The sequence below is a fragment of the Paenibacillus sp. A3 genome, assembly GCF_001399685.1.
Taxonomy (GTDB): domain Bacteria; phylum Bacillota; class Bacilli; order Paenibacillales; family NBRC-103111; genus Paenibacillus_G.
Genome location: NZ_JTHN01000068.1, coordinates 48,659 through 68,508, shown reverse-complemented (window position 1 = coordinate 68,508; position 19,850 = coordinate 48,659). Strand labels below are relative to the sequence as shown.

Here is a 19,850-nt window from a genome sequence, read left to right as displayed (position 1 = left end):
CCGCGAATTTTGACCTGATGGTCGGCACGCCCGATATATTCCAGACTTCCGTCCGGCAAATAGCGGGCCAAGTCTCCCGTCCGGTACAAGCGGACGGCTCCCGGCACAGGCTGGCCAAGCTCCACCTCCACGAACCGCTCGGCTGTCAGCCCGGGACGGTTCCAATATCCGCGGGCCAGTCCCGTTCCGCCGATATACATTTCGCCGGTGACGCCCGCCGGAACCGTCTTCCGGTTCTCGTCCAGCACATATACCTTCGTATTGGCAAGGGGCCGGCCGATATCCGGCGGCAACCGGCCGCCGTCGAACGTTCTATCGGTTGCCCATACCGTGGCTTCCGTCGGACCGTAGGCGTTGATAAAGCGCCGGTTGACACTCCATGCGGCAGCCACTTCGGCAGGACAAGGCTCGCCTCCCGAGATCACCGTCCCCAATGTCTGCAAGGCGGCGGCACTGCCCGGGATTTCCGACAGCATCGCGAGCACGGATGCCGGAAGCATGAGCACGTTGACGGCTTTTTGACCGATAAGCTCGACCAGCGGCTTGCCCGGCAGCATCGCCTCGCGGGTGTCTGCCACAAGCGTCCCCCCACTGCACAGCACGGGGAAAATTTCCGCCACGGAGGCGTCGAAGCTGCACGACGAAAACTGCAAGATCCTCGTGTGGCCGGACAGCTCCAGCCTCTCCTTCATCGCATGAATGAGGTTGCCGAGTCCCCGGTGCTCGATCATGACCCCCTTCGGCTGCCCGGTGGAGCCGGAGGTATAGATGATATATGCGAGATCGCTCTCTACAGGGAAAGGCCAATGAATTTCCTCAAGCTCTTCAGCCGCGCCTTCCTGCGCTTCCTTCGGTTCAACCAGAATGACCTCGCATGCCCCGCCAGCGATGGTTTGTCCAATCTCCCCTTTTGTCATAAGGAATTGGGCCTGCGAATCGTTCAACATATAAGCGATCCGTTCCGCCGGATAATCCGGATCGACCGGCAAATACGCTCCGCCTGCGCGAAGAATCGCGATCATCGCCGTGATAAGCTCCGGCCCCTTGGGCAGCATCACCGCGACGACGCTTTCCGCCGCCACGCCCCGGCTTCGCAAGCCGTGCGCCAGCCGGCGCGTCCATTGCTCCAGCTCGCGATACGTCAGGCGTTCTTCCCCGAATTCGACGGCGACCGCATCGGGCGTCCGCAGGACCTGCCCGACGAACAGCTCGGCAAACGTGCGCTGCGGTCCGAAATCCCGCTCCGTCCGGTTGAAATCGTTCAAAATCCGCCTCTCCTCGGCTTCCGATAGAAGACGCAGGTCTGCCACGGTCCGCTCCGGATGGGACAGCGCATCGTCCAGCAGCTTCATGTACCGCTCGCCATGCGCCGCGATTTCGTCTTCGCCGAACAGCGCCCGCCGGTATTCGAAATCCAGCCGGTACATACCGGACTCCATATGATCCTTAACGTGAAAAAGCAATTCATCCGCGATCGAGCCGCTGAGATGAATTTCACTCGCAACACTGATCTCGTCTTCCTTGCGGAAATTCATCACTTGAAATTCCGTCCCGATATGATACAACGGCCCTGCGTTCGGATGACGCTCTCTCGTTCGGGCCACGAGCTGGTTGTAGGGGTATTTCTGGTGGCGCAGCATGCGCGTATAGGCTTTGGCAAGGGCTTGGCAATGGGATGTAAAAGCATGCTGCGGATCGACTTCGTAGCGCAAAGCAGCCGTACCCGCGAACATGCCGAAGGTCTGTTTGTCCCGGGGGCTCGTCCGATTCCCGGTTATACTTGCGAGGACAATGTCTCTTTGGCCCGTCATCCGGTACAAATAGGCGTAGAAAAGGGCAAGAAAGAAAACCGAAGGGTTGACCCCGGACTCCCGGCAGAAGGTATCGACACGCTCTCTCCGGCTGCCGTCGATCGCGAACCCGTAGCGGCCGCTTTCCAGGCTCCCCGTCGTCGGATTCCCGGTCTGAGCCAAAGAAACCGGTTCCGGCAACGTCTGGAACTTTTCGTCCCAGTATTGGCGGTCCTGCGCATAGCGGTCCGATTCCAGATACGCGCGCTCCCGGTCGATCGCTTCGAGATAGGAAGGCTTCTTTTGAAAATCCCGTGCCTGCCCTCGGGCCAAGCACAAATAAAGGTCTACGATGTCGGACCCGGCCTGCACGAGAGCGGTACCGTCTCCAAGGATATGATGGCATTTGAGATACAACCATGATTCGGTGTCGGAAAGGCGGAGGAGAGCAAAATCATAGAGCCGGGATGCTTCAAGCGGGTAAGGCTGTCTGGTCGCAGCGTCGATCCACAGGCGTGCCGCCTGGCCCGGCGCCTGCTCGTTGCGGAAATCAAGCAGCGGGATATCGGGAGGATCCTCCGGGCTGATATACTGTCGGGGCATGCCGGGATCGTCCGAAGCTGAGGTTGTGATCGAGAGCCGGATGGAATCGTTTTCCAATATGAATTGGGCGATGGCTTTCTTCAACAACTCGGGAGACACGTGCGTCAAAAATTGAACGGACAAACCAAAGTTCATGAAACCGGAATCGGGATGCATCTTTTGCATGAACCAGATCCGCTTCTGCGCTTGCGTCAGCGGAAACGTTCCAGAAGGCGTTGCGTTCATTCCTCATCCTCCCTGTCTTCATTACCTCCATGTTCTCCGATGTTCGATTTCATTGTAGCACGCTTGGTATTTATTTGCTATAAATACCTAATATTGAATATAAACCATATTAATGAATCATTCTACAGCGTGATCTCCCTTCATATCCCCTCGGTCGGAAATGAAAAAAGGCCAACCAAAGCATGGCGGCCTATCCGTATAACATCGGCATATTTTCGTTTACTTCACCGTACTAATTTTTAACCTCATATAATAATTAGTGCATCTGGATTGAACGAAATCATTCACGGGTCGCAATCTCAAGAGCCGCCTTCAAGAAGTCAGCTTGAGAAACCTTCCCCCTTAGTCGCTTACGGACTAATTCCTGACCCTCTTCCGGCACCGCAAGTCCTTCGATAGCCAGACTAGCCTGCGCTTGGCGCATCGCTGCATGTATGTCTTTATCCGATGTATCGTCAACATGGAATGTTGGCTTAAACATGGACGTATCCATCTGATCGTTCTCCTTTGTCAGCAAAGTAATCGTACTTAACTTTTTATACCATGAAAGTCCCCCACCTTCCATCCTCCCCCTCTTGTATCTCCCCCGATAAATATGTCAATATCAAAAGTAGCCGATGACCGGGCACCCGGGATGGCTTTGCGAAGTAAACTCTGACGGGAAGAAGGGCTGCGTCTCTATGCATTTTCAACAACTTGCCGCGATGATTCCGGTGTTCGAGACTATCGGAACCGACACGGCTTCCCGACTCATCGACTGCGGCCCGGACAGCCACCGGATCATCATTGTCCTCCGCGGACACGTTACTTTATCGGCCCAAAGCCAGGAGCCGGTCGTCGTCACGCAGGGCTTTGCCTGCCATCCGGCTCACGGTCCCTTCGACCTTCAGGTGCCGAAGACGAAGGAGGCCGAGTACGCCGTCATCACCTACCGCGTTTTCCCGGAGAGCAGCGCTTGGACGCTCTATGGCCCGCTTCGTACGCACAGTGAAGTGAAGATCAAATACATGCTGGATGAGCTCATCCGCACCGCCGAAGAAATCCGCACCGACTCCGAAGAGGAGGAAGCCGTGCAGTTGTTCCGAAAGCGTCTCATTCTGGAGCGGATCTTGTTTATATTTCTGTACGAAACGCACATGAGACAAGAAGAACCGTCGTCCGACCTCGCTATCAAGGAATCCCTCTCCTATATCAACGAGCACTATATGCTGAAGCTCACGCTCCCGATGCTCGCCCAGCGGGCCGGAATGAGTGACGGACATTACACGGTACTGTTCAAAAAGCATACCGGAACGACAATGACCCACTATTTGCGCCGTCTCCGTATCCAGAAGGCGCAGCAAATGTTTCTGCAAACCCGTCTGCCCGCCAAAGAAATTGCGCAGCGGGTCGGCTTCGCTGACTATTTTCATTTCAGCCGCATTTTCAAGCAGGAAGTCGGCTGTTCCCCGACGGCCTTTCAACGTAATCGGCCCGAAATCTAAAAATATAACATGTCCCATCCTAAAATTGGACATGGCCTAAGAACGAAGATGCGACTACAATAAATTGAGAATAATTATCATTATCATGGGGGATAGCAACATGCATCTTTGGATCAACCGCACACTGCGCACCACCTTGCTGCTCGTCTTCGTCATCGCGCTTGCCGCTTGCGGCCAACCGGCTTCGAATCAAGCCCAACCGGGCCAAACCGGCGGACAATCCGCTGCTCCAAAAGACGAGAAAATCACCGTGGAAGACGCGACCGGAACCGTCACCCTGCCGAAGAAGCCCGAACGCATCGTGACGATGGATTTCAGCTTCACCGATATGCTGGTGACGCTTGGCGTGCAGCCGGTCGGAATTGCCGACGACGGTACGCCCGAGCTGTTCATGGACTCCGTCAAAAGCCAGCTGAAACAATATACCTCCGTCGGGTCCCGCTACGAGCCGAATATTGAATTGATCAGCTCGCTGAAGCCTGACCTGATTATCGTCGATATCAACAAGCACAAAAATGCGCTGACCCAACTGAAAGCCATTGCGCCGATTCTCGTGCTGAACGATTTTCAAGCCGATTACGACCAAATGCTGAAAAACTACATGATCACCGCCAAAGCCGTCGGCAAGGAAGAGGAAGGGAAAAAGCGCCTGTCGGAGCATCAGACGAAAATGGAGCAGGCCAAGAAGAAAATCAGCCGCGCTACATCGACCGTACTCCCGGCTGTCGTGAATCCGAAAGGCTTCTTCGCCCACTCGGACCATTCTTACACCGGCTCCATTGTGAAAATGCTGGGCTTCACCGATCCCGTCAAAAACGACGCCGCCTATCCGCAGCTGACCTTGGAGCAGCTTGTCGAGACGAACCCGCAAGTGCTGTTCCTGATGCCTACCGATAAAGTGACGATCGTGAATCAATGGGAAAGCAACCCGTTATGGAAAAAAATCGACGCCGTCGCAGGCAACAAAGTGTTTACGGTGGAACGACGCGACTGGTCGCTGTCCCGCGGCATGCTCGGATCGGAGAAAATCGCGGAAGATATCGTGAAGCAATTGGGAGAATAACTTGAATGGATCGCACTATCCAACCTATGAAGCAGAGCCGGACCCGGTTTCTGCTCTTCCTTTTTTCCATTTCAATTCTCATCTTGGCCGCGGGACTCGTGTTCAGCTTGAAATGGGGGCAGGCTTCAATCTCGTGGCGCACGCTCTATGAAGCGCTGACCTATCAAGGCCAGGACAAAAATCATCTTTATATCCAAACGCTGCGCCTGCCCCGCACGCTCACGGCATGCCTCGTAGGCATGCTGCTGGCGTTGGCCGGGCTGCTGACCCAGCTCGCCACGAAAAACCCGCTGGCGTCTCCGCATGTGTTCGGCATTAACGCCGGAGCGTCCTTGGCCGTCGTGTTCGGATTGCTGGCGGTTTCGGAGCTGTCGATTATGGGCTCGATGCTGTTCGCTTTTGCAGGAGCGGCGGCCGGGGCGCTGCTGGTCTGGTCGTTGACCGGCAATGAGCATAAGCAGTATGTCCGCTTGGCTTTGGCGGGGATTACGGTTCATTTCCTGCTCGCGTCCTTGACGGAAGGTCTGATTATCCTGAATCAGTATTCGACGGAGAGCATGATCTTCTGGCTCGTCGGGTCGGTAAATCAGGCGGGATGGCCGGAGGTGCGCATGATCCTGCCGTTCTTCCTCGGCAGTCTGCTGCTGCTTGCCGTCATGATCCCTTCCTTCCGCCTGCTGCTGATCGACGATGAAATTGCTGCCGGATTGGGTCAACGGGTCGCGATCGTCAGAGGCATCGCCGTGCTGCTCGTCCTGCTCATGGCCGGATCGACGGTTGCGGTATGCGGGCCGATCGGGTTCGTCTGCCTGATCGTTCCCCACATCGCCCGCGCCTTGGCCGGCAGCCGTCTGGGCGTTCTGGTACCGCTCACCGCGCTGCTTGGCGGCTCGCTGCTCGTCTATGCCGACTTGCTCAGCCGCATGATCGCGTTTCCGTTCGAATCCCCCGTTGGCATCGTCACGGCGGTGATCGGCGGTCCGTTCTTCGTTTATTTGGCCCGGCGCAAAGGAGGGACCCATCGATGAGAAAAGGCATCGCTCTTGGCGCCGCATTGCTGATCATGATCCTGTTAGCCGTGGTATCCATCGCGGTCGGAGCCGTCTCCGTTCCCGTGCGGGATATCGGACCGAGCCTGCTTTCCGCAAACGGCCCGTTTTATTTTATCGTTCATGAGGTTCGGCTGCCGCGGGTGATCGTCGGCATTCTGGCAGGATTCGGGCTTGCGGTCAGCGGCGTCATCCTCCAAAGCTTGGTCCGCAATCCGCTCGCCAGTCCCGACGTAATCGGGATTACGAAAGGAGCCGGATTGTCGGCGGCGGCGGTCATCTTCCTGTTTCCCCAATCGCCGGGGTACGTCATTCCGGCAGCGGCTTTCGCCGGAGCGATCGGGGCCTTTGTCATCCTCATGCTGCTGAGCCGCAGATTGACGTTAAGCCCTGCGTCTCTGGCTCTGGTCGGCGTAGCCGTCGGCGCCGTCTTTCAGGCCGGCATCCAGTACTTGATCGTGACTCATCCGACCAACGTCAACATGGCGCTGCTGTGGATGTCGGGCAGCCTGTGGAGCCGCGGCTGGCGGGAGGTCGTTTCCCTCCTGCCTTGGATCGCCGTGCTCCTGCCGCTCGCCTGGGGGAGCTTTGCGAAGCTGAACGTGTTTCAATTGGGGGATGAGACGAGCGCTTCCCTCGGCTTAAACGTCGTTCGTCAGCGCTTCTGGCTCCTGCTGTTGGCGGTTGCTCTCGCCGGGATTTCCGTATCGGCGGTCGGAGCCATCGGGTTCATCGGGCTGATCGCACCGCATATGGCCCGCAGCCTCGTTGGCGGCCGGCATCAGTGGCTCATTCCGCTCGCCGCGCTTATCGGGGCCGACCTAATGTTGCTCGGCGACTGCCTTGGCCGCATTATCGTGATCCCGCGGGAAGTGCCGGTCGGCATCATGACCGCGATCATCGGCGCCCCCTATTTCGTCTATTTGCTGCGCAAAGAACGCGTACGTAGGCTGCGGTAACACGCCGACAACCTTGTAACCTCGAAAAAAAACGTTAACCCCTGCCTATCGAAGCTATGGCATGCTGCCATTGCTTTGATGTGCAGGGGTTTTCTTATCGAATGGCACCGTACGGTTGTGCGATTAAAGCTTATATGTTACTTGATGGAGACACGGTAGTAGTAGTCTTGGGCGAACGTCTTCTTAACGTCTGCCTCCGGGCCGTAAGGAAGCCTTATTTTAGAGGTAGACACCTTCGACTTGTGTGTACCCTTCTTGGTATTCAGCAATTGAGTCCCGCTGGCAATGACAACGTGATCTTTACTCAACATTTCCAGCACAACGACAGGCTCGCGGGTCAGATCTTTCTTCACCGTATAGGCTACGTCCACTTCGATGCCGGCCAGGTATTCTTGATCCCATTGGCTGAGGAGTTCATAATTCGGTGCGACCGAGATCAAATCTACTTCTTCGTTGCGGATAAGCGGGTAAGATTCTTTCGGAAGCTCGAATTCGATCGTGCTGTTTTCGCCGTTCCATTTCACCTCGTAGCCGAGCGCTTCGCTGAGAACACGCAGCGGCACGTAAGTTTTTTCGTTGTAGATGAGCGGGGTGTCCGCTGATGTATCAATGGCCCGGCCCTGAACCAGCAACGTCAGATGCGACGCTAAGTTCGCCGTAACTTGCGTGCTGGCGGCCCATACGGTCATAGGGACGAGCAGGCAGATGATAAGAACCAGGGAAACGACTAATCTTTTCTTCACTTGATGACCTCCTGAGTGCGCATATGTAGTATACAAATGACAACAATTATTGTCTTAAATTGACCTTTGTTCGGAAAGGGGCCGGAATGCTTAAATATCCATGATCAAGGAACCAGATGGAGAAGCAGTTTTGTCGAAATTTGTCTATTTTTCTATCGGATCAGAAATTGAAAACAAGACGGTATAGGGCTAATTCGCAAGTGAAACGGTTAGGCTATTATGCTGATGCCACGATTGTTCTGCAGGGAATGGAAATGTTTCAAGACATAGGGAGTTTTACGTTGCATGACGTAAAATGCCGTGATAAAATAAAGACAACATCAATGTTGTTTTGAAGCTAACTGTATAAGAAAATCGAGTTCATCCGTATACTAAAAAGAGCCTTCACCGCTGCGAACGGTAAAGACTCTTAGGACCCGAAAGGCTGTGGATCACCACGGCGCGCTAAAATAAAATCTTTGGTTCAGCGAAACCCACCGTAGGCCGTCAACCTATTATTCGGTGGGTTTTCGCTTGCTGCGAAACTTACGACGCGTCCAGCGGTAGAGCTTACGGATACCAAACACAAGGCTTATGCTCCCCCTGTTCCTCTACTAAACTTTCAAGGATCTTCCACATGAAGTGGAAAGTAAAAAAAGAGCTTCCCGGATAACAACGGAAAAGCTCCTTTTCGTATGAGTGCAGTAACCCTTCCTTCCAGCGTCTTACCCTACTTTTACCTGCGAGATATACTTAATGATTTCGTCCGCGGCTTGCCGGGCGCCGCCTGCCGAGCGCAGCGATTCACCGACCCGTGCCGCCGCCTCGCGGTAGGAAGGCGTCGCGAGCACCCGGTTCACCGTATCGCGCAGCAGGTCGGCCGTCAGCCCGGTTTTCTCCAGCGCGACGCCCGCTCCGAGCTCGGCGACACGTTCGGCCACCTTCGGCTGGTCGGCCCCTTGCGGAACCAGCACCAGCGGCAGTCCGTGCGACAAGCCTTCGTTCGTGCTGTTCATACCGCCGTGGGTAACGAATAAACGGGCATGCTGAAGCACTTCAAGCTGCGGCACATAAGGACGGACGATAAAATTGTCCGGGATGGCGCCAAGCGACTCGATCTCGGTCTCCCGGCCGACCGACATGACGATCGTATTGTCGGAATCGCCGAACGCTTTGAGGCAATTTCGGTAAAAATTATCGTCCTTGTTGAACGCTGTCCCCAGCGAAATGTAAATGACGGATTTCCCCGCAAGTTCAGGCATCTCGGGCTCTCCATGCAGACGTGCGGACACGGAAGGGCCTACAAACTTGTAGCTATCGTCGAAGTCATCTCCCTTCGGCTGGAACAATCGGGAGGTATACACGATCGTCAGCGGCGCGGGGTTGAAGAACGCCTCATAAGGCGAGTGGACAACATAGCCGTAGTCGCGCCGGAGCTTGGTCGTCAAGCGGTCGAAGTCCGCTTGCGCCTGCTCGGCCGAACCGGAAGAAGCAGAAGTATCCAGATGCTCTATAAAGCGCTGAAAATGCGCTTCCGTCTGCGCGAAAGACGAGCTGGAGTTGATGGCCGGCAGTTGGAGCAAGTGAGCCATCAGCCGCCCGCCCCCGAACATGGAGTCGTGTACGACATAATCGAACGGTTTGGCCTTGGCCTCTTCCAGGACATAGGGAACGAGAGCCTCCGCCCCTTCCAGCATACCGTTGACTCTGCCAAGCGGGTGTATATCATGCTTCAGGAATCCCTCGAAGAAACGGAAAAAATCGTAGGCCCGCACCTCGGCCCCTACCTTCTCCAAACGCTCTTTGAAATTTTCCGTCGTGAAATAAACAACCTCATTTCCGCGCTGAACCAGCTCCTGCACGATACTTACCGTCGGGTTCACATGTCCTTCCGCCCCGCCATTCATAAATAAAATCCGTGCCACGATTCATTCAGCCTCCTTCGCCCTTCGCTGTTTTGGAACTATATTCCATATTATCATTTTTTCATCTCGAATGGGAAATGCCAAAGGATTCATGTTTCGTCGCCCAAATCCGGGAAGCCGCCGCCGGCTCAACATTGTACAAAAAAATCAGAAAAACCCGCCTGTGTGCAGACGGGTTAAAATATCGCTATGAAATTAGCCATTCATATTTTGATTATCCAGAATCTCTTTGTCCTCGGCGTTATCGCGGGTAACCTTTTGCACCCCGATCGCACTATAAGAAATCAGCAGCATAACGGCAATGTAGTAGCCTTTTACATTCAAATCGAACGGCGCGTTGAACAAACCGATGAAAAACATAGCGAATCCGATGACCAACCCTGCGACCGCCATTCCTGTGAAAGCGGGAGTGTTACGCATGCGGTGCTTTGGATTTTCGCTTCTTAGCTCCTTATCCTCGGCATTGTCCCGGACCACCTTTTGAGTCGCAATACTTGTGATGATAATTAAGAACATGCATAACAAGTAGTACCCTTTTACGTTTAATTCCCAATCCGCATTGTAGATGCCGAGACAATATAAGAATATGCCTGCGGCCAGTGCGAAGTACGAAGCTGCGGTAAAAGCTGCGGTGTTACGTTTTTGATATTTTGGGTACATGGGCGGACACTCCTCTTGAGGTTACGAACGACTAGTACGCGGATCTTTAGTTCGTCGTTAGAATTGGTTGTCTTTTACAGATATATTAACTTACCGATTACCATGTGAAAAGGCTTATTTTCATCTAGTACTTCATTTATTTTCACTTCACGATGGATGCCCGGATGAAAAAGCAAGCGATTACATTTTATAAATTATCCATAGGTTGAATATAAATTGTAAAAAAGCTTATGAAATCTAGCAAAAATACGCTCAAAAGCGGTTGACAAGAAATTTTATTTCCAATAATATCAATACCATGTTCAATAACCAAGTATTCAAGTAAGAATAATAAACAAAATCCCAGTAATCCGTTAGATTTTATTTACAATGACTTGGGCGAGAATGAGCAAGCAAGGAGGCTTTTTCCATGTATGTGGTCCGGCGGATGGCGACGATGGTCATGACGTTGTGGATGATCGCGACTTTAACTTTTTTTCTGATGCATCTGATTCCGGGGGACCCGCTCGCGCTGTTGGACCTATACCTGGGAGGTAGCCCTAACAACCAGACGAAGTGGGTCAATCCGAAGTATGACGAGCATCTGACGCAGGGTAAGACCGAGCAGGACGAGAACCAGCGTTTTGAAATTTTGCATCAGGCTGAAGATCTATTTATGCAAGATCTTCCGGTCATTCCGATTTACTTCGCCTCGAAAAACTACTTGAAGTCGAAAAACTTCGAGATTCCGTTCGTGCCGAATCAGGAGCCGAACCTGCGCTGGGCGAAGAAGATTTCGTAATCGCCGAGAAGCGAGGTCATGCCCCGTCAAAGGCTTGGCTTTAAGGAAATTCCCCGATACACTTTGAGCCGACTGATGAAAACGGCTTGAAGTGCATCGGTCTTTTCACTTGCAAAAGAAAAAGCGCCGACGTTGTTACGCCGCGCGCTTTTTCTCTGCATTTCTTATTCCGCTTCCCCGACATGCTCCTGACAGAAAGCTTTGACCACTTCCAGCTCGTCGTCTTCCAATTCAAAGTCGAGCAGCTGCTCCGTCGTCCGCTTGAAAATTTCGTGCTTCACGATGCTTGTCTGGTCCTCATTCACGCCGTAAATGACGCGGACATACAACCCCTGCTCGGAGTACAGCTCGTCATCCTCTTCAACTTCGATATCCAGTATAAACTCGTACCGTTTGCCGGACAAAATGCCGAACGGGTCTTTCACCAGCTCTACGCTGTAACCGGTAATGGTGAACATGGTATCATCCTTTCTCAACCGCCGAACCTTTATTCCGAACCTTTATATTATACACGAAATTCAGAGAAAGGCTTATGCCGCCGAGAAATGAATCATGATCATTTCAGGATCTGCCCCATTTGTTGACGTAGGCTTGCAAGAAGACGTCGTCCAACCTTTTGTCCGCCTCCGAATTCGGGATTTTGGATTGCGATTCCAGCAGAAACTTCCGAATTTCCTTCATCTCTTTGCTGTAATCTGTGACGTCCGTTAATAACCCCTTCTCCAGAGACAGTTCCAGCACCTGCCGATAACTATAGGGACGCTGCGTGCCCATATGCACATACATCTCGTTTATAAACCCGCGGCACAACACAATTCCGCCGGAATACTCCAGAGGCAGGCCAACTTGATGATACTCCCATGCTCCGTACTGTGCTTCCGCAGCAGAAATTCCGTTCCATACCGGAGGAACCGAATCCTCTAATCCAATAGTTAGCGTATCGAGATACAGCTTCTTATCTTCGATGACATAATGACATTTGTACCCCCTCCAGCACGCAGAGCTATAAGCGACCGGGGTAAAACCATACTGCTTAGGCTTAAACGGCCAGTCCTTTTCCACCGCCGCCAGCGAATAGTCGTGATGACCAAGGTAAATGAAAGAATGGGGGATCTGTGCCGTCAAATCCTACACCTGCACCATCCAGCCGAGCTTATCTTCGAGCTTCCCGCTCTGGATGCCGGTGAGCGTCTCGTACAGCTTCGCGGACAGCTCTCCGGTCTCGCCGCCGTTGATGATCAGCTTCTCGCCGCGCCAGTTCAGCTCGCCGACCGGGGAGATGACCGCCGCTGTGCCCGTGCCGAACGCCTCTTCAAGCGTGCCTGCCCGGTGCGCTTCGTACAGCTCCTCGATGCTGACCGGCCGCTCCTCGACCGGAACGCCCCAGCTTTGCAGCAATTGAATCATCGAATCGCGCGTGATCCCTTTCAGGATACTGCCGTTCAGCGCCGGAGTGATGACCTTCCCGTTTACTTTGAAAAAGACGTTCATGCTCCCGACTTCTTCCACGTACTTCTTATGCACGCCGTCGAGCCACAGCACCTGCGAATACCCTTCAAGCGCGGCTTCCTCCTGCGCCTTGAGACTCGCGGCGTAGTTCCCGGCCGTCTTCGCGCTACCGGTTCCGCCAGGGACGGCGCGGACGAATTCCGACTCGACATGGATTTTGACCGGACGAATGCCTTCGGCATAGTACGCTCCGACCGGCGACATGATGATCATGAAGATATACCGTTTCGAAGCGGCAACGCCCAGCACAGGCTCCGTCGCAATGACGAAAGGACGAATATACAGCGAAGTGCCTTCGTTGTCCGGTACCCAATCCCGATCCGTTTGGACCAGCTTCTTCAGCCCTTCCAGCGCCAGCTCCACGTCCAGATGCGGAATGCTCATCCGGTCGTTCGAATGGTTCAAGCGCTTGAAGTTTTGATCCGGGCGGAATACCAGAATGCGTCCGTCCGCGGTACGGTACGCTTTCAGCCCTTCGAATACCGTCTGGCCGTAATGAAACACTTTTGCCGCCGGGTCCAAGCTGATCGACTGGTACGGCACGACGCGGGGAGAATGCCACCCGCGGCCTTCCTCATAATCCAGCATAAACATGTGGTCCGTGAATACGGTTCCAAACCCGACTCGGCTTACATCGGGCTTTTGTTTTGGGGCCTTGGTCAGCTCCACTTCGATATTAAGCGCCATTCTTCGCATCTCCTCTTCAAAGGTATATTTCTTATTATATTAGTTGAATGGTATCAGTTCTTCCGATATATTGAAAATATCTGTTTTATTGGAGAACGATACCTTAAAGGTATGAATGAAGGGAGCGGCCCGGGATGGACTTGCGTCAGCTGAGATACTTTTTGGCGATTGTGAAGGAAGGGCAAATTACGCGCGCGGCCAAAGCGCTGAACATGGAGCAGCCCCCGCTCAGCCGGCAGCTCAAGCTGATGGAGGAGGAGCTCGGGGTGACCTTGTTCGACCGGGACGGCAAACGGCTGCGGCTGACGCACGCGGGAGAGCTGCTGCGGCAGAAGGCGGAAAGCCTGCTGCATCAGTTCAACGAGTCGATGCAGGAAGTGAAGGAGCTGGATGAGAGCGTCCAAGGCGTACTGTCCATCGGCGCGGTCGTCTCGTGCATCTCGCTTCTGCCCCAGCGCATCGAGACGTTCCGGGAAAAGTACCCGGAGGTCACCTTCCGCATCTGGGAGGGCGATCATTTCCTCCTCGGGGAGCAATTGGAGAAGCGGAGCGTCGAGCTGATCGTCGCCCGGCTCCCTTTCGAGGCTTCCTCCGAGTCGCAGTCGTATGCGGTTCGGCCGCTGCCGTCCGATCCGTTCGTCGTCGTCATCCCCGGCAAGTGGCTGCCGGACCCGGCGCAGGAAACGATCCGCATGCAGGAGCTGGCGGACTTCCCGTTTCTGACGCTCAAAACAGACCGGACGACCGGCATGCACGACCGGGTGGTCACCGAGTGCCGCCGTCACGGCTTCAAGCCGCGCATCATCTGCGAGTGCTCCAGCGTCGCGGTTATCATCGCGATGGTCGCGGCCGGCCTCGGGGCGACGGTGCTGCCCAAATCCGTCATGACGGCGTTCCCTCTCCCGTCGATCCGGACGCTTCCGCTGGCCGATGCCGATTTTCAATCCGATGTCGGCATTTTGTGGCTGAACAACCGCTATTTGTCCAGAGCCGCCCGCCGCTTTATCGATCATTTTCTGGAGTAGCAGCCGATCGCCTTCGCCCCACCTAAAAAAGGAATTTCCCGGCGGTCCGGCGAAGTCTTCCTTGTCATCTGCTCACAGAGGAGGAAGCAAGCCATGAAAGCCATTCAGGTAACGCAATTCGGCGGTCCGGAGCATATGAGCTACACGGACGTCGATAAGCCGAGTATCGGCCCGAACCAAGTGTTGATCCGCGTGGAGACGACCAGCGTCAACTTCGCCGATATCAAGTCGAGGTACGGGAAAAAGGGCGGGACTCTTCTGTTCATCCCGGGACTGGATGCGGCCGGGACGATTGAGCAAGTCGGGTCCGAGGTCCGGCAGCTGCAGGTCGGACAGCGCGTCATCGCTTTTCCTCATCACGGCTCTTATGCCGAATATATCGCGGCGGACGAAAATCTGACGTTCGCCATCCCGGACAGCCTTAGCTTCGATACGGCGGCCGCCTGCCCGATCGTATCGTTCCTTTCGTATAAGCTGCTCGCGGACATTGCCAGACTGGAGCCGGGCGAGACCGTCCTGATCCACGCGGCGGCAGGCGGCGTCGGTACGACGGCCATCCAGCTGGCGAAGCTCTTGGGCGCAGGGAAGGTGATCGGAACCGTCGGCAGCGAGAGCAAGGCGGGCATCGCTTTGGAGGCGGGCGCGGATCATGTGCTCTCTTACCAGCAGGGAGATTTTTCCGCGAAGGTCAACGAATTGACGAACGGGGAAGGCGTAAACGTCGTTCTGGACTCGATAGCAGGAACCGTGACGGAGCAAAGCCTGCTCTGCCTGGCTCCCTATGGCCGTCTGGTTCATTTCGGCAATTCAGGCGGTCCCGCGGGGAACATCAAGACCTCTGACTTGCATGCGAGCTGCCGTTCCGTCCTCGGGTTCAGCCTGGGCACGACCCGGAGCAAGCGCCCTCACCTGCTGCGCGGCGTCGCCGAGCGGGTGCTGCCGTACTTGGCCGACGGGCGCCTGACGATCAAGATCGGCGCACGCTTTCCTTTGGCCGAAGCCGCCAAAGCCCACGAGTGGGTGGAAAGCCGCCAAAGCACGGGGAAAGTGCTGCTCGACGTCAGAAGCTAACACCGCTTGCAGCTAAGCATACGGCCCACAGACCCATGTCACCTGACGCGTGGCGAAAAACTTACTTATCCACAAATTTATACACATTTTATCCACGTTATCCACAAATCGTGAAAAATTGTACTTGCCCTAACCATAAAAAAGATCGTCTACCGCCAACCCTTTCGGCCGGAGACGATCTTTTGTTGTTCGGTGAAAATCATAACAAACCTCCTAAAAATGCGGCCAAAGGCGCAAATGCTCCTTGCATATTTGCTACAACTATCACCATCAATAACAGAGAAAGTACAACCGTGGCAATTCCAAAAATAAAGTATGCATTTTCTTTATATCTCCATTTTGAATCAATTTCTTTAGTCCTTTTTATTAATGCGTTCCAAAGAAATCTACTAAGCGCCACAAATATGATAAACAAAACCCCACAAACAATTGCTTTTGTAGTATGAAACTCAATACGTTCATTAATCTGTTGCTTAAGGATGGACGGAATATTTTCATTACCTGATTTTATCCATTCAATAAAAGCATAGCGCAATTCACCCTTGTATGTTTCTCCATTTGATATTTCAAACGAACCAACAAGCAAAGAAAACCCATGTAACGGATTAAATGTATTTGTAGCGTTTGCCACAACAACCAAAATCATCAATAAAGCGACACTACAACTCAGAATTCCAAAAGAAAAGTATACCTTTTTTTCAAATTTCCATTTTGACTTGCTTATCTTAGGCATTCTTTTAAATTTTGCCCAAAATCTTATGCTAAGCCATGCAAATATCATCAGCAGGACTCCGCCAACAATAACGAGTACAGCATGATACATAGCATAATCATTGATGACTGTATTCAAGGCAGGATTAGATTGTGGGCCTGATTCAATCATCTCATGTAGCGCATTCTGTAACTCATTCAATAAAATTGCCTCCAATTCCAGCCTTTTCGTTTTTATTGCAAAATTTTAACAAAAAGAAACCCGTAGTAACCTCTCTTTGAAATCAGAATAAGCACGCAAAGTTCGAGCGCCCTTATTAAATTGCACATTCAAACCGCATCCCCCCTTTTCACTCCCGCATCTCAAGAATTGTCTTTCCGCTTCCGACTTCCGCCTCTCAGTGCCGCGGTGTCTTCGAGATTGACGGCGGATTCGATCTGATGAACCGGCCGCCGGACGGATTCGCCTTCAACCATAGCCTGCTGCCAGAGAAAGAACAGGCTCGCCCCAATAAGGGACCCGCCATAGTCAAGAGGTTCAAGTAATACGTTTGGTGAATCATCCGCGTGTATAGAGATTATCAGAGGATTGTCAATTGAATGTTAACAACCCCGTAAAAAATGAAAGGCTGCTTCCTTCGGATATGACGAATTATTGTCCGGTCAGATTTTGTGGAGCAGACCTTTGAAGGCAACTGGACGGAAGGGCCTTCATGCCGTCTTTGACCCGGTCGGGGGAACGATGCGTAAACAAAGCTTAGAGGTGCTTCGTCCGTTGGGGCAGTTGATTGTCGTGGGAAACGCAAGCGGTGAACAGGATGTTTTGCATTCTTTTAACGAAATATGGTTTTCCAATCGTCAACTCGCAGGCTTTACATTAGGCGGATACAGCGACAGCAATTCCGTTGAGACCGGGAAAGCGGCGCGGGAAGCGTTAAGCATGCTGGCAAGAAAAGAGATCCATGCCGAGATTCACGGCGTATATCCTCTGGAAAACGCGGCAGAAGCTCTTGCTCTCTTGGAAGAAAAGAACACCGTCGGCAAACTGGTTTTGCAGATATAAGCCTGAATAAAAAAGAGAGAGCTTCACTGAGGCTCTCTTCAGAGTGTTGAGAAAGTGGTCTAAGCAAAAATAGAGAAACATACGGAGGTGGGGTATCCACTGGAGAAGCGATAGCGGCCGCCTTTGTCTTCGGGAAATGTCCGCTATTAAGCGGCTTCCAATCAAATTTCCCGAAGACAAGAGTGGTCGGAAGTGGATACCCCACCCCTTCGTTACCTCTATAATCCCATTTGATCACTTTCTCAACAAGCTCGAGAGAGCTTCACTGAGGCTCTCTTTCTTTTACGCTAATGGACATTTGGGTTCTGTTGTCAGTTGGAAATTTTGGCGCGGAACAGGTTGGCTCCCATCAGGATGAACACGCCGCCGGTGATCCGGTTCAGCCATAGGCCGATCTTGGGGTTTTTCCTTAGCTTTCCCGTCGCAAAAGAAGCGAGATACGAAACGAGAATACTCCACAGTATTCCGGTGAAAATAAACGTTGCGCCCAGAATCATGAACGGCAACGGACTATGAGCCTGATTGTCCACAAACTGGGGAAGGAAGGCGATAAAGAACAACGCTACCTTCGGATTGGTTACATTTGTAATCATGCCCTGGACGAAAATTTTGCGCGTGCTCATCGGCTCCAGCGATCCGGTGTCCGATGCAACGGCGGAGGATTTCGACAAAATCATCGTAATCCCGAGATAGATCAGGTAAGCGACCCCGATCATTTTGATGACCGTAAACAGCAATAGCGATTTCGCCAAAAGAAAAGATAACCCCAGCGCCGCGAGCAGCGTGTGGATAAGCGTACCGGCCGCAATCCCCATGGTGGACCAGATGCCCGCTCTTCTGCCCTGCGCCACGCTTCTGGCAATGATGTACATCGTATCCGAGCCTGGGGTCATGATAAGCAATATTCCAGCGATTACAAACAAGAAATAATGATGAATGCCAAACACGCTCGTACGCTCCTTTACGTAAATAAGTAATGTAGGTTGCCGCCCAGCGGACTCGGATGTTGCGACTTTGCCATCATTGTTGTGCTTTCAATCACATATTTCCGTGCTTCCCCGTGTTACTCTTGTCACATAGCAAACCAAACGTAACGGAGGGATTCGCGATGTTTTGTTATCAATGTGAACAGACCCCGACAGGCGGCTGTAAGGTGATCGGCGTATGCGGCAAAGATGAAACGATTGCAAGTCTGCAGGATACGATGATTTTCGCTTTGAAAGGCATTGCCGCCTATGCCACGCATGCAAGACAGCTCGGCTATTCCGACCCCGAGGTCGACCGCATTACACACGAAGCTTTGTACATGACGCTGACGAACTCCAACTTCAACCTGCAGGAGCACATCGACATGGCGATGAAGGTCGGCTCGGCGGCCGTCCGCATCATGGATGTGCTGGACCGGGCGCATACGACGCACTTCGGCATCCCGCAGCCCGTAGCCGTGCCGCAGAACAGCATCGAAGGGCATGCCATTGTCGTTACCGGGCATAACCTGTACGCGTTGGAGGAGCTGCTCAAGCAGACCGAAGGAAAAGGAATCAACATCTATACGCACTCCGAGATGCTGCCCGCCCACGGTTATCCCAAGCTGAAGCAGTATTCGCACTTGAAGGGCAACATCGGAAAAGCGTGGTACGACCAGCGCCGCCTGTTCGAGAAGTTCCCGGGCGCCATCCTGGCAACCACGAACTGTGTCATGCCGATCAAAGGCACCTACGCCGACCGGTTCTTCTCCTACGATATCGCGGGTCTGGAAGGGGTTACAAAAATCATCAACGACGATTTTACCCCGCTGATCGAGAAAGCCTTGTCGCTGCCGGAAGCCCGGATTGAGTCGGATCAGACGCTCATGACCGGCTATCATCACGAGACCGTGATCGGCCTGGCCCCGGAAATCATTCAAGCAGTCAAAGCGGGCAAAATCAAACGCTTCTTCGTCATCGCCGGCTGTGACGCTCCGGGAAGCGGAGGCGAATATTACCGCGAGCTCGCCACCTCGCTGCCTAACGATACCGTGATCCTAACGACATCCTGTGGGAAGTTCCGCTTCAACGACGTCGATTACGGCACCGTTGCCGATACGGGCATCCCGCGCTACATCGATTTGGGCCAGTGCAACAACTCCGGCTCCACGGTCAAAATCGCCTTAGCGCTAGCCGACGCGTTCGGATGCAGCGTGAACGACCTGCCGGTCAGCATCGTGCTCTCCTGGTTCGAGCAAAAGGCGGTCGCGATCCTTCTCGGCCTGTTCAGCCTCGGCATCAAAGATATCCGCATCGGCCCGAAACCGCCGGAATTCATCAATCCGGGCGTCATGAACGTGCTTGTCGACACATTCGGACTGAAGCTGATCGGCAACGCTCAAGAGGATATGAAGGAAATGCTGTCGCTTTCTCACTAAGAAAGCTAGCATAAAGAAGCTCCCGCGGCACCCTGCTGCTCGTACGGAGCAGGAGATGAAAAGCGGGAGCGGGCGTCTTGGACATCAGTTTCAAGGCGCCCGCTCCCTTTTTCCCGTTC

General features: G+C 53.5%; 18 protein-coding genes and 1 pseudogene. 9 read left to right on the top strand and 10 right to left on the bottom strand.

The genetic code is table 11. The features are described from left to right. Together QJ48_RS10100 and QJ48_RS10095 are read right to left on the bottom strand one after the other, a co-directional pair. Window positions 1-2,618, bottom strand: a 2,618-nt coding sequence (locus QJ48_RS10100) for an amino acid adenylation domain-containing protein (protein ID WP_054973494.1), incomplete at its 3' end; no start/stop codon positions are given. Between the two features lie 280 nt (window positions 2,619-2,898). Further along, complete coding sequence (locus QJ48_RS10095; RefSeq protein WP_054973493.1) at window positions 2,899-3,183, bottom strand: antitoxin VbhA family protein; 285 nt, start codon at window positions 3,181-3,183, stop codon at window positions 2,899-2,901. 115 nt (window positions 3,184-3,298) lie between these two features. Between QJ48_RS10095 and QJ48_RS10090 the strand changes: the two genes are divergently transcribed. The 4 genes from QJ48_RS10090 to QJ48_RS10075 all read left to right on the top strand — a co-directional run bounded on the left by QJ48_RS10090 (window position 3,299) and on the right by QJ48_RS10075 (window position 7,173). After that, window positions 3,299-4,102, top strand: coding sequence for an AraC family transcriptional regulator (locus QJ48_RS10090; protein WP_054973492.1), 804 nt, complete (start codon window positions 3,299-3,301; stop codon window positions 4,100-4,102). Between the two features lie 100 nt (window positions 4,103-4,202). After that, the gene (locus tag QJ48_RS10085; protein ID WP_054973491.1) at window positions 4,203-5,165 is read left to right on the top strand and encodes a Fe(3+) dicitrate ABC transporter substrate-binding protein; all 963 of its coding nucleotides are present in this window, start codon (window positions 4,203-4,205) and stop codon (window positions 5,163-5,165) included. Window positions 5,166-5,170: 5 nt separating this feature from the next. Beyond that, the gene (locus QJ48_RS10080) at window positions 5,171-6,193 is read left to right on the top strand and encodes an iron ABC transporter permease (protein WP_054973490.1); all 1,023 of its coding nucleotides are present in this window, start codon (window positions 5,171-5,173) and stop codon (window positions 6,191-6,193) included. Then, entirely contained in the window at window positions 6,190-7,173 is a 984-nt protein-coding gene (locus tag QJ48_RS10075; protein ID WP_054973489.1) for an iron ABC transporter permease, read from the top strand. Before QJ48_RS10080 ends, QJ48_RS10075 begins: the two co-directional genes overlap by 4 nt. A gap of 137 nt (window positions 7,174-7,310) precedes the next feature. Here QJ48_RS10075 and QJ48_RS10070 read toward each other — a convergent pair whose 3' ends face one another. The 3 genes from QJ48_RS10070 to QJ48_RS10060 form a co-directional block, all read right to left on the bottom strand. Further along, window positions 7,311-7,916 (bottom strand): stalk domain-containing protein, encoded by a 606-nt coding sequence (locus tag QJ48_RS10070; RefSeq protein ID WP_054973488.1) that lies wholly within the window; start codon window positions 7,914-7,916, stop codon window positions 7,311-7,313. A 704-nt stretch (window positions 7,917-8,620) separates the two neighbouring features. Further along, window positions 8,621-9,820 (bottom strand): macrolide family glycosyltransferase, encoded by a 1,200-nt coding sequence (locus QJ48_RS10065; protein ID WP_054973487.1) that lies wholly within the window; start codon window positions 9,818-9,820, stop codon window positions 8,621-8,623. Between the two features lie 195 nt (window positions 9,821-10,015). After that, a complete protein-coding gene (locus QJ48_RS10060; RefSeq protein ID WP_054973486.1) occupies window positions 10,016-10,480 on the bottom strand; it encodes a YiaA/YiaB family inner membrane protein in 465 nt (154 codons plus the stop codon). 409 nt (window positions 10,481-10,889) lie between these two features. On the opposite strand from QJ48_RS10060, the gene QJ48_RS10055 reads away from it, so the two are divergent. Next, entirely contained in the window at window positions 10,890-11,261 is a 372-nt protein-coding gene (locus tag QJ48_RS10055; protein ID WP_054973485.1) for a hypothetical protein, read from the top strand. A 164-nt stretch (window positions 11,262-11,425) separates the two neighbouring features. On the opposite strand, the gene QJ48_RS10050 is transcribed toward QJ48_RS10055, so the two are convergent. The 3 genes from QJ48_RS10050 to QJ48_RS10040 all read right to left on the bottom strand — a co-directional run bounded on the left by QJ48_RS10050 (window position 11,426) and on the right by QJ48_RS10040 (window position 13,457). After that, window positions 11,426-11,719 carry a DUF6509 family protein gene (locus QJ48_RS10050; protein WP_054973484.1) on the bottom strand — a complete coding sequence of 98 codons (294 nt, stop codon included), beginning with the start codon at window positions 11,717-11,719 and terminating at the stop codon, window positions 11,426-11,428. Window positions 11,720-11,822: 103 nt separating this feature from the next. After that, window positions 11,823-12,386 (bottom strand): hypothetical protein, encoded by a 564-nt coding sequence (locus QJ48_RS10045; protein ID WP_054973483.1) that lies wholly within the window; start codon window positions 12,384-12,386, stop codon window positions 11,823-11,825. 3 nt (window positions 12,387-12,389) lie between these two features. Then, on the bottom strand, window positions 12,390-13,457 hold the full coding sequence (locus QJ48_RS10040; protein WP_054973482.1) for a branched-chain amino acid aminotransferase: 1,068 nt from the start codon (window positions 13,455-13,457) through the stop codon (window positions 12,390-12,392). Window positions 13,458-13,591: 134 nt separating this feature from the next. Between QJ48_RS10040 and QJ48_RS10035 the strand changes: the two genes are divergently transcribed. Together QJ48_RS10035 and QJ48_RS10030 are read left to right on the top strand one after the other, a co-directional pair. Further along, complete coding sequence (locus QJ48_RS10035) at window positions 13,592-14,482, top strand: LysR family transcriptional regulator (RefSeq protein WP_054973481.1); 891 nt, start codon at window positions 13,592-13,594, stop codon at window positions 14,480-14,482. A 93-nt stretch (window positions 14,483-14,575) separates the two neighbouring features. Beyond that, a complete protein-coding gene (locus QJ48_RS10030; protein WP_054973480.1) occupies window positions 14,576-15,553 on the top strand; it encodes a quinone oxidoreductase in 978 nt (325 codons plus the stop codon). Between the two features lie 199 nt (window positions 15,554-15,752). Here QJ48_RS10030 and QJ48_RS10025 read toward each other — a convergent pair whose 3' ends face one another. Next, window positions 15,753-16,466 carry a hypothetical protein gene (locus QJ48_RS10025; protein WP_054973479.1) on the bottom strand — a complete coding sequence of 238 codons (714 nt, stop codon included), beginning with the start codon at window positions 16,464-16,466 and terminating at the stop codon, window positions 15,753-15,755. 438 nt (window positions 16,467-16,904) lie between these two features. Between QJ48_RS10025 and QJ48_RS10020 the strand changes: the two are divergent. Beyond that, window positions 16,905-17,327 (top strand): annotated as a pseudogene (locus QJ48_RS10020) (zinc-binding dehydrogenase); the annotation flags it as partial. A gap of 311 nt (window positions 17,328-17,638) precedes the next feature. Here the strand turns inward: QJ48_RS10020 and QJ48_RS10015 are convergent. After that, window positions 17,639-18,274, bottom strand: coding sequence for a LysE family translocator (locus QJ48_RS10015; protein WP_054973478.1), 636 nt, complete (start codon window positions 18,272-18,274; stop codon window positions 17,639-17,641). Between the two features lie 161 nt (window positions 18,275-18,435). Here QJ48_RS10015 and hcp point away from each other — a divergent pair, with 161 nt between their 5' ends. Next, window positions 18,436-19,731 (top strand): hydroxylamine reductase, encoded by a 1,296-nt coding sequence (gene hcp / locus QJ48_RS10010; protein WP_054973477.1) that lies wholly within the window; start codon window positions 18,436-18,438, stop codon window positions 19,729-19,731. Window positions 19,732-19,850: the final 119 nt, after the last annotated feature.

Bases quoted from the DNA above. Each gene is read 5' to 3' on its own strand.
- QJ48_RS10095 (WP_054973493.1), bottom strand. From the start codon at position 3,183: ATGGAAGGTGGGGGACTTTCATGGTATAAAAAGTTAAGTACGATTACT.
- QJ48_RS10090 (WP_054973492.1), top strand. From the start codon at position 3,299: ATGCATTTTCAACAACTTGCCGCGATGATTCCGGTGTTCGAGACTATC.
- QJ48_RS10085 (WP_054973491.1), top strand. From the start codon at position 4,203: ATGCATCTTTGGATCAACCGCACACTGCGCACCACCTTGCTGCTCGTC.
- QJ48_RS10080 (WP_054973490.1), top strand. From the start codon at position 5,171: ATGGATCGCACTATCCAACCTATGAAGCAGAGCCGGACCCGGTTTCTG.
- QJ48_RS10075 (WP_054973489.1), top strand. From the start codon at position 6,190: ATGAGAAAAGGCATCGCTCTTGGCGCCGCATTGCTGATCATGATCCTG.
- QJ48_RS10060 (WP_054973486.1), bottom strand. From the start codon at position 10,480: ATGTACCCAAAATATCAAAAACGTAACACCGCAGCTTTTACCGCAGCT.
- QJ48_RS10055 (WP_054973485.1), top strand. From the start codon at position 10,890: ATGTATGTGGTCCGGCGGATGGCGACGATGGTCATGACGTTGTGGATG.
- QJ48_RS10050 (WP_054973484.1), bottom strand. From the start codon at position 11,719: ATGTTCACCATTACCGGTTACAGCGTAGAGCTGGTGAAAGACCCGTTC.
- QJ48_RS10040 (WP_054973482.1), bottom strand. From the start codon at position 13,457: ATGGCGCTTAATATCGAAGTGGAGCTGACCAAGGCCCCAAAACAAAAG.
- QJ48_RS10035 (WP_054973481.1), top strand. From the start codon at position 13,592: ATGGACTTGCGTCAGCTGAGATACTTTTTGGCGATTGTGAAGGAAGGG.
- QJ48_RS10030 (WP_054973480.1), top strand. From the start codon at position 14,576: ATGAAAGCCATTCAGGTAACGCAATTCGGCGGTCCGGAGCATATGAGC.
- hcp (WP_054973477.1), top strand. From the start codon at position 18,436: ATGTTTTGTTATCAATGTGAACAGACCCCGACAGGCGGCTGTAAGGTG.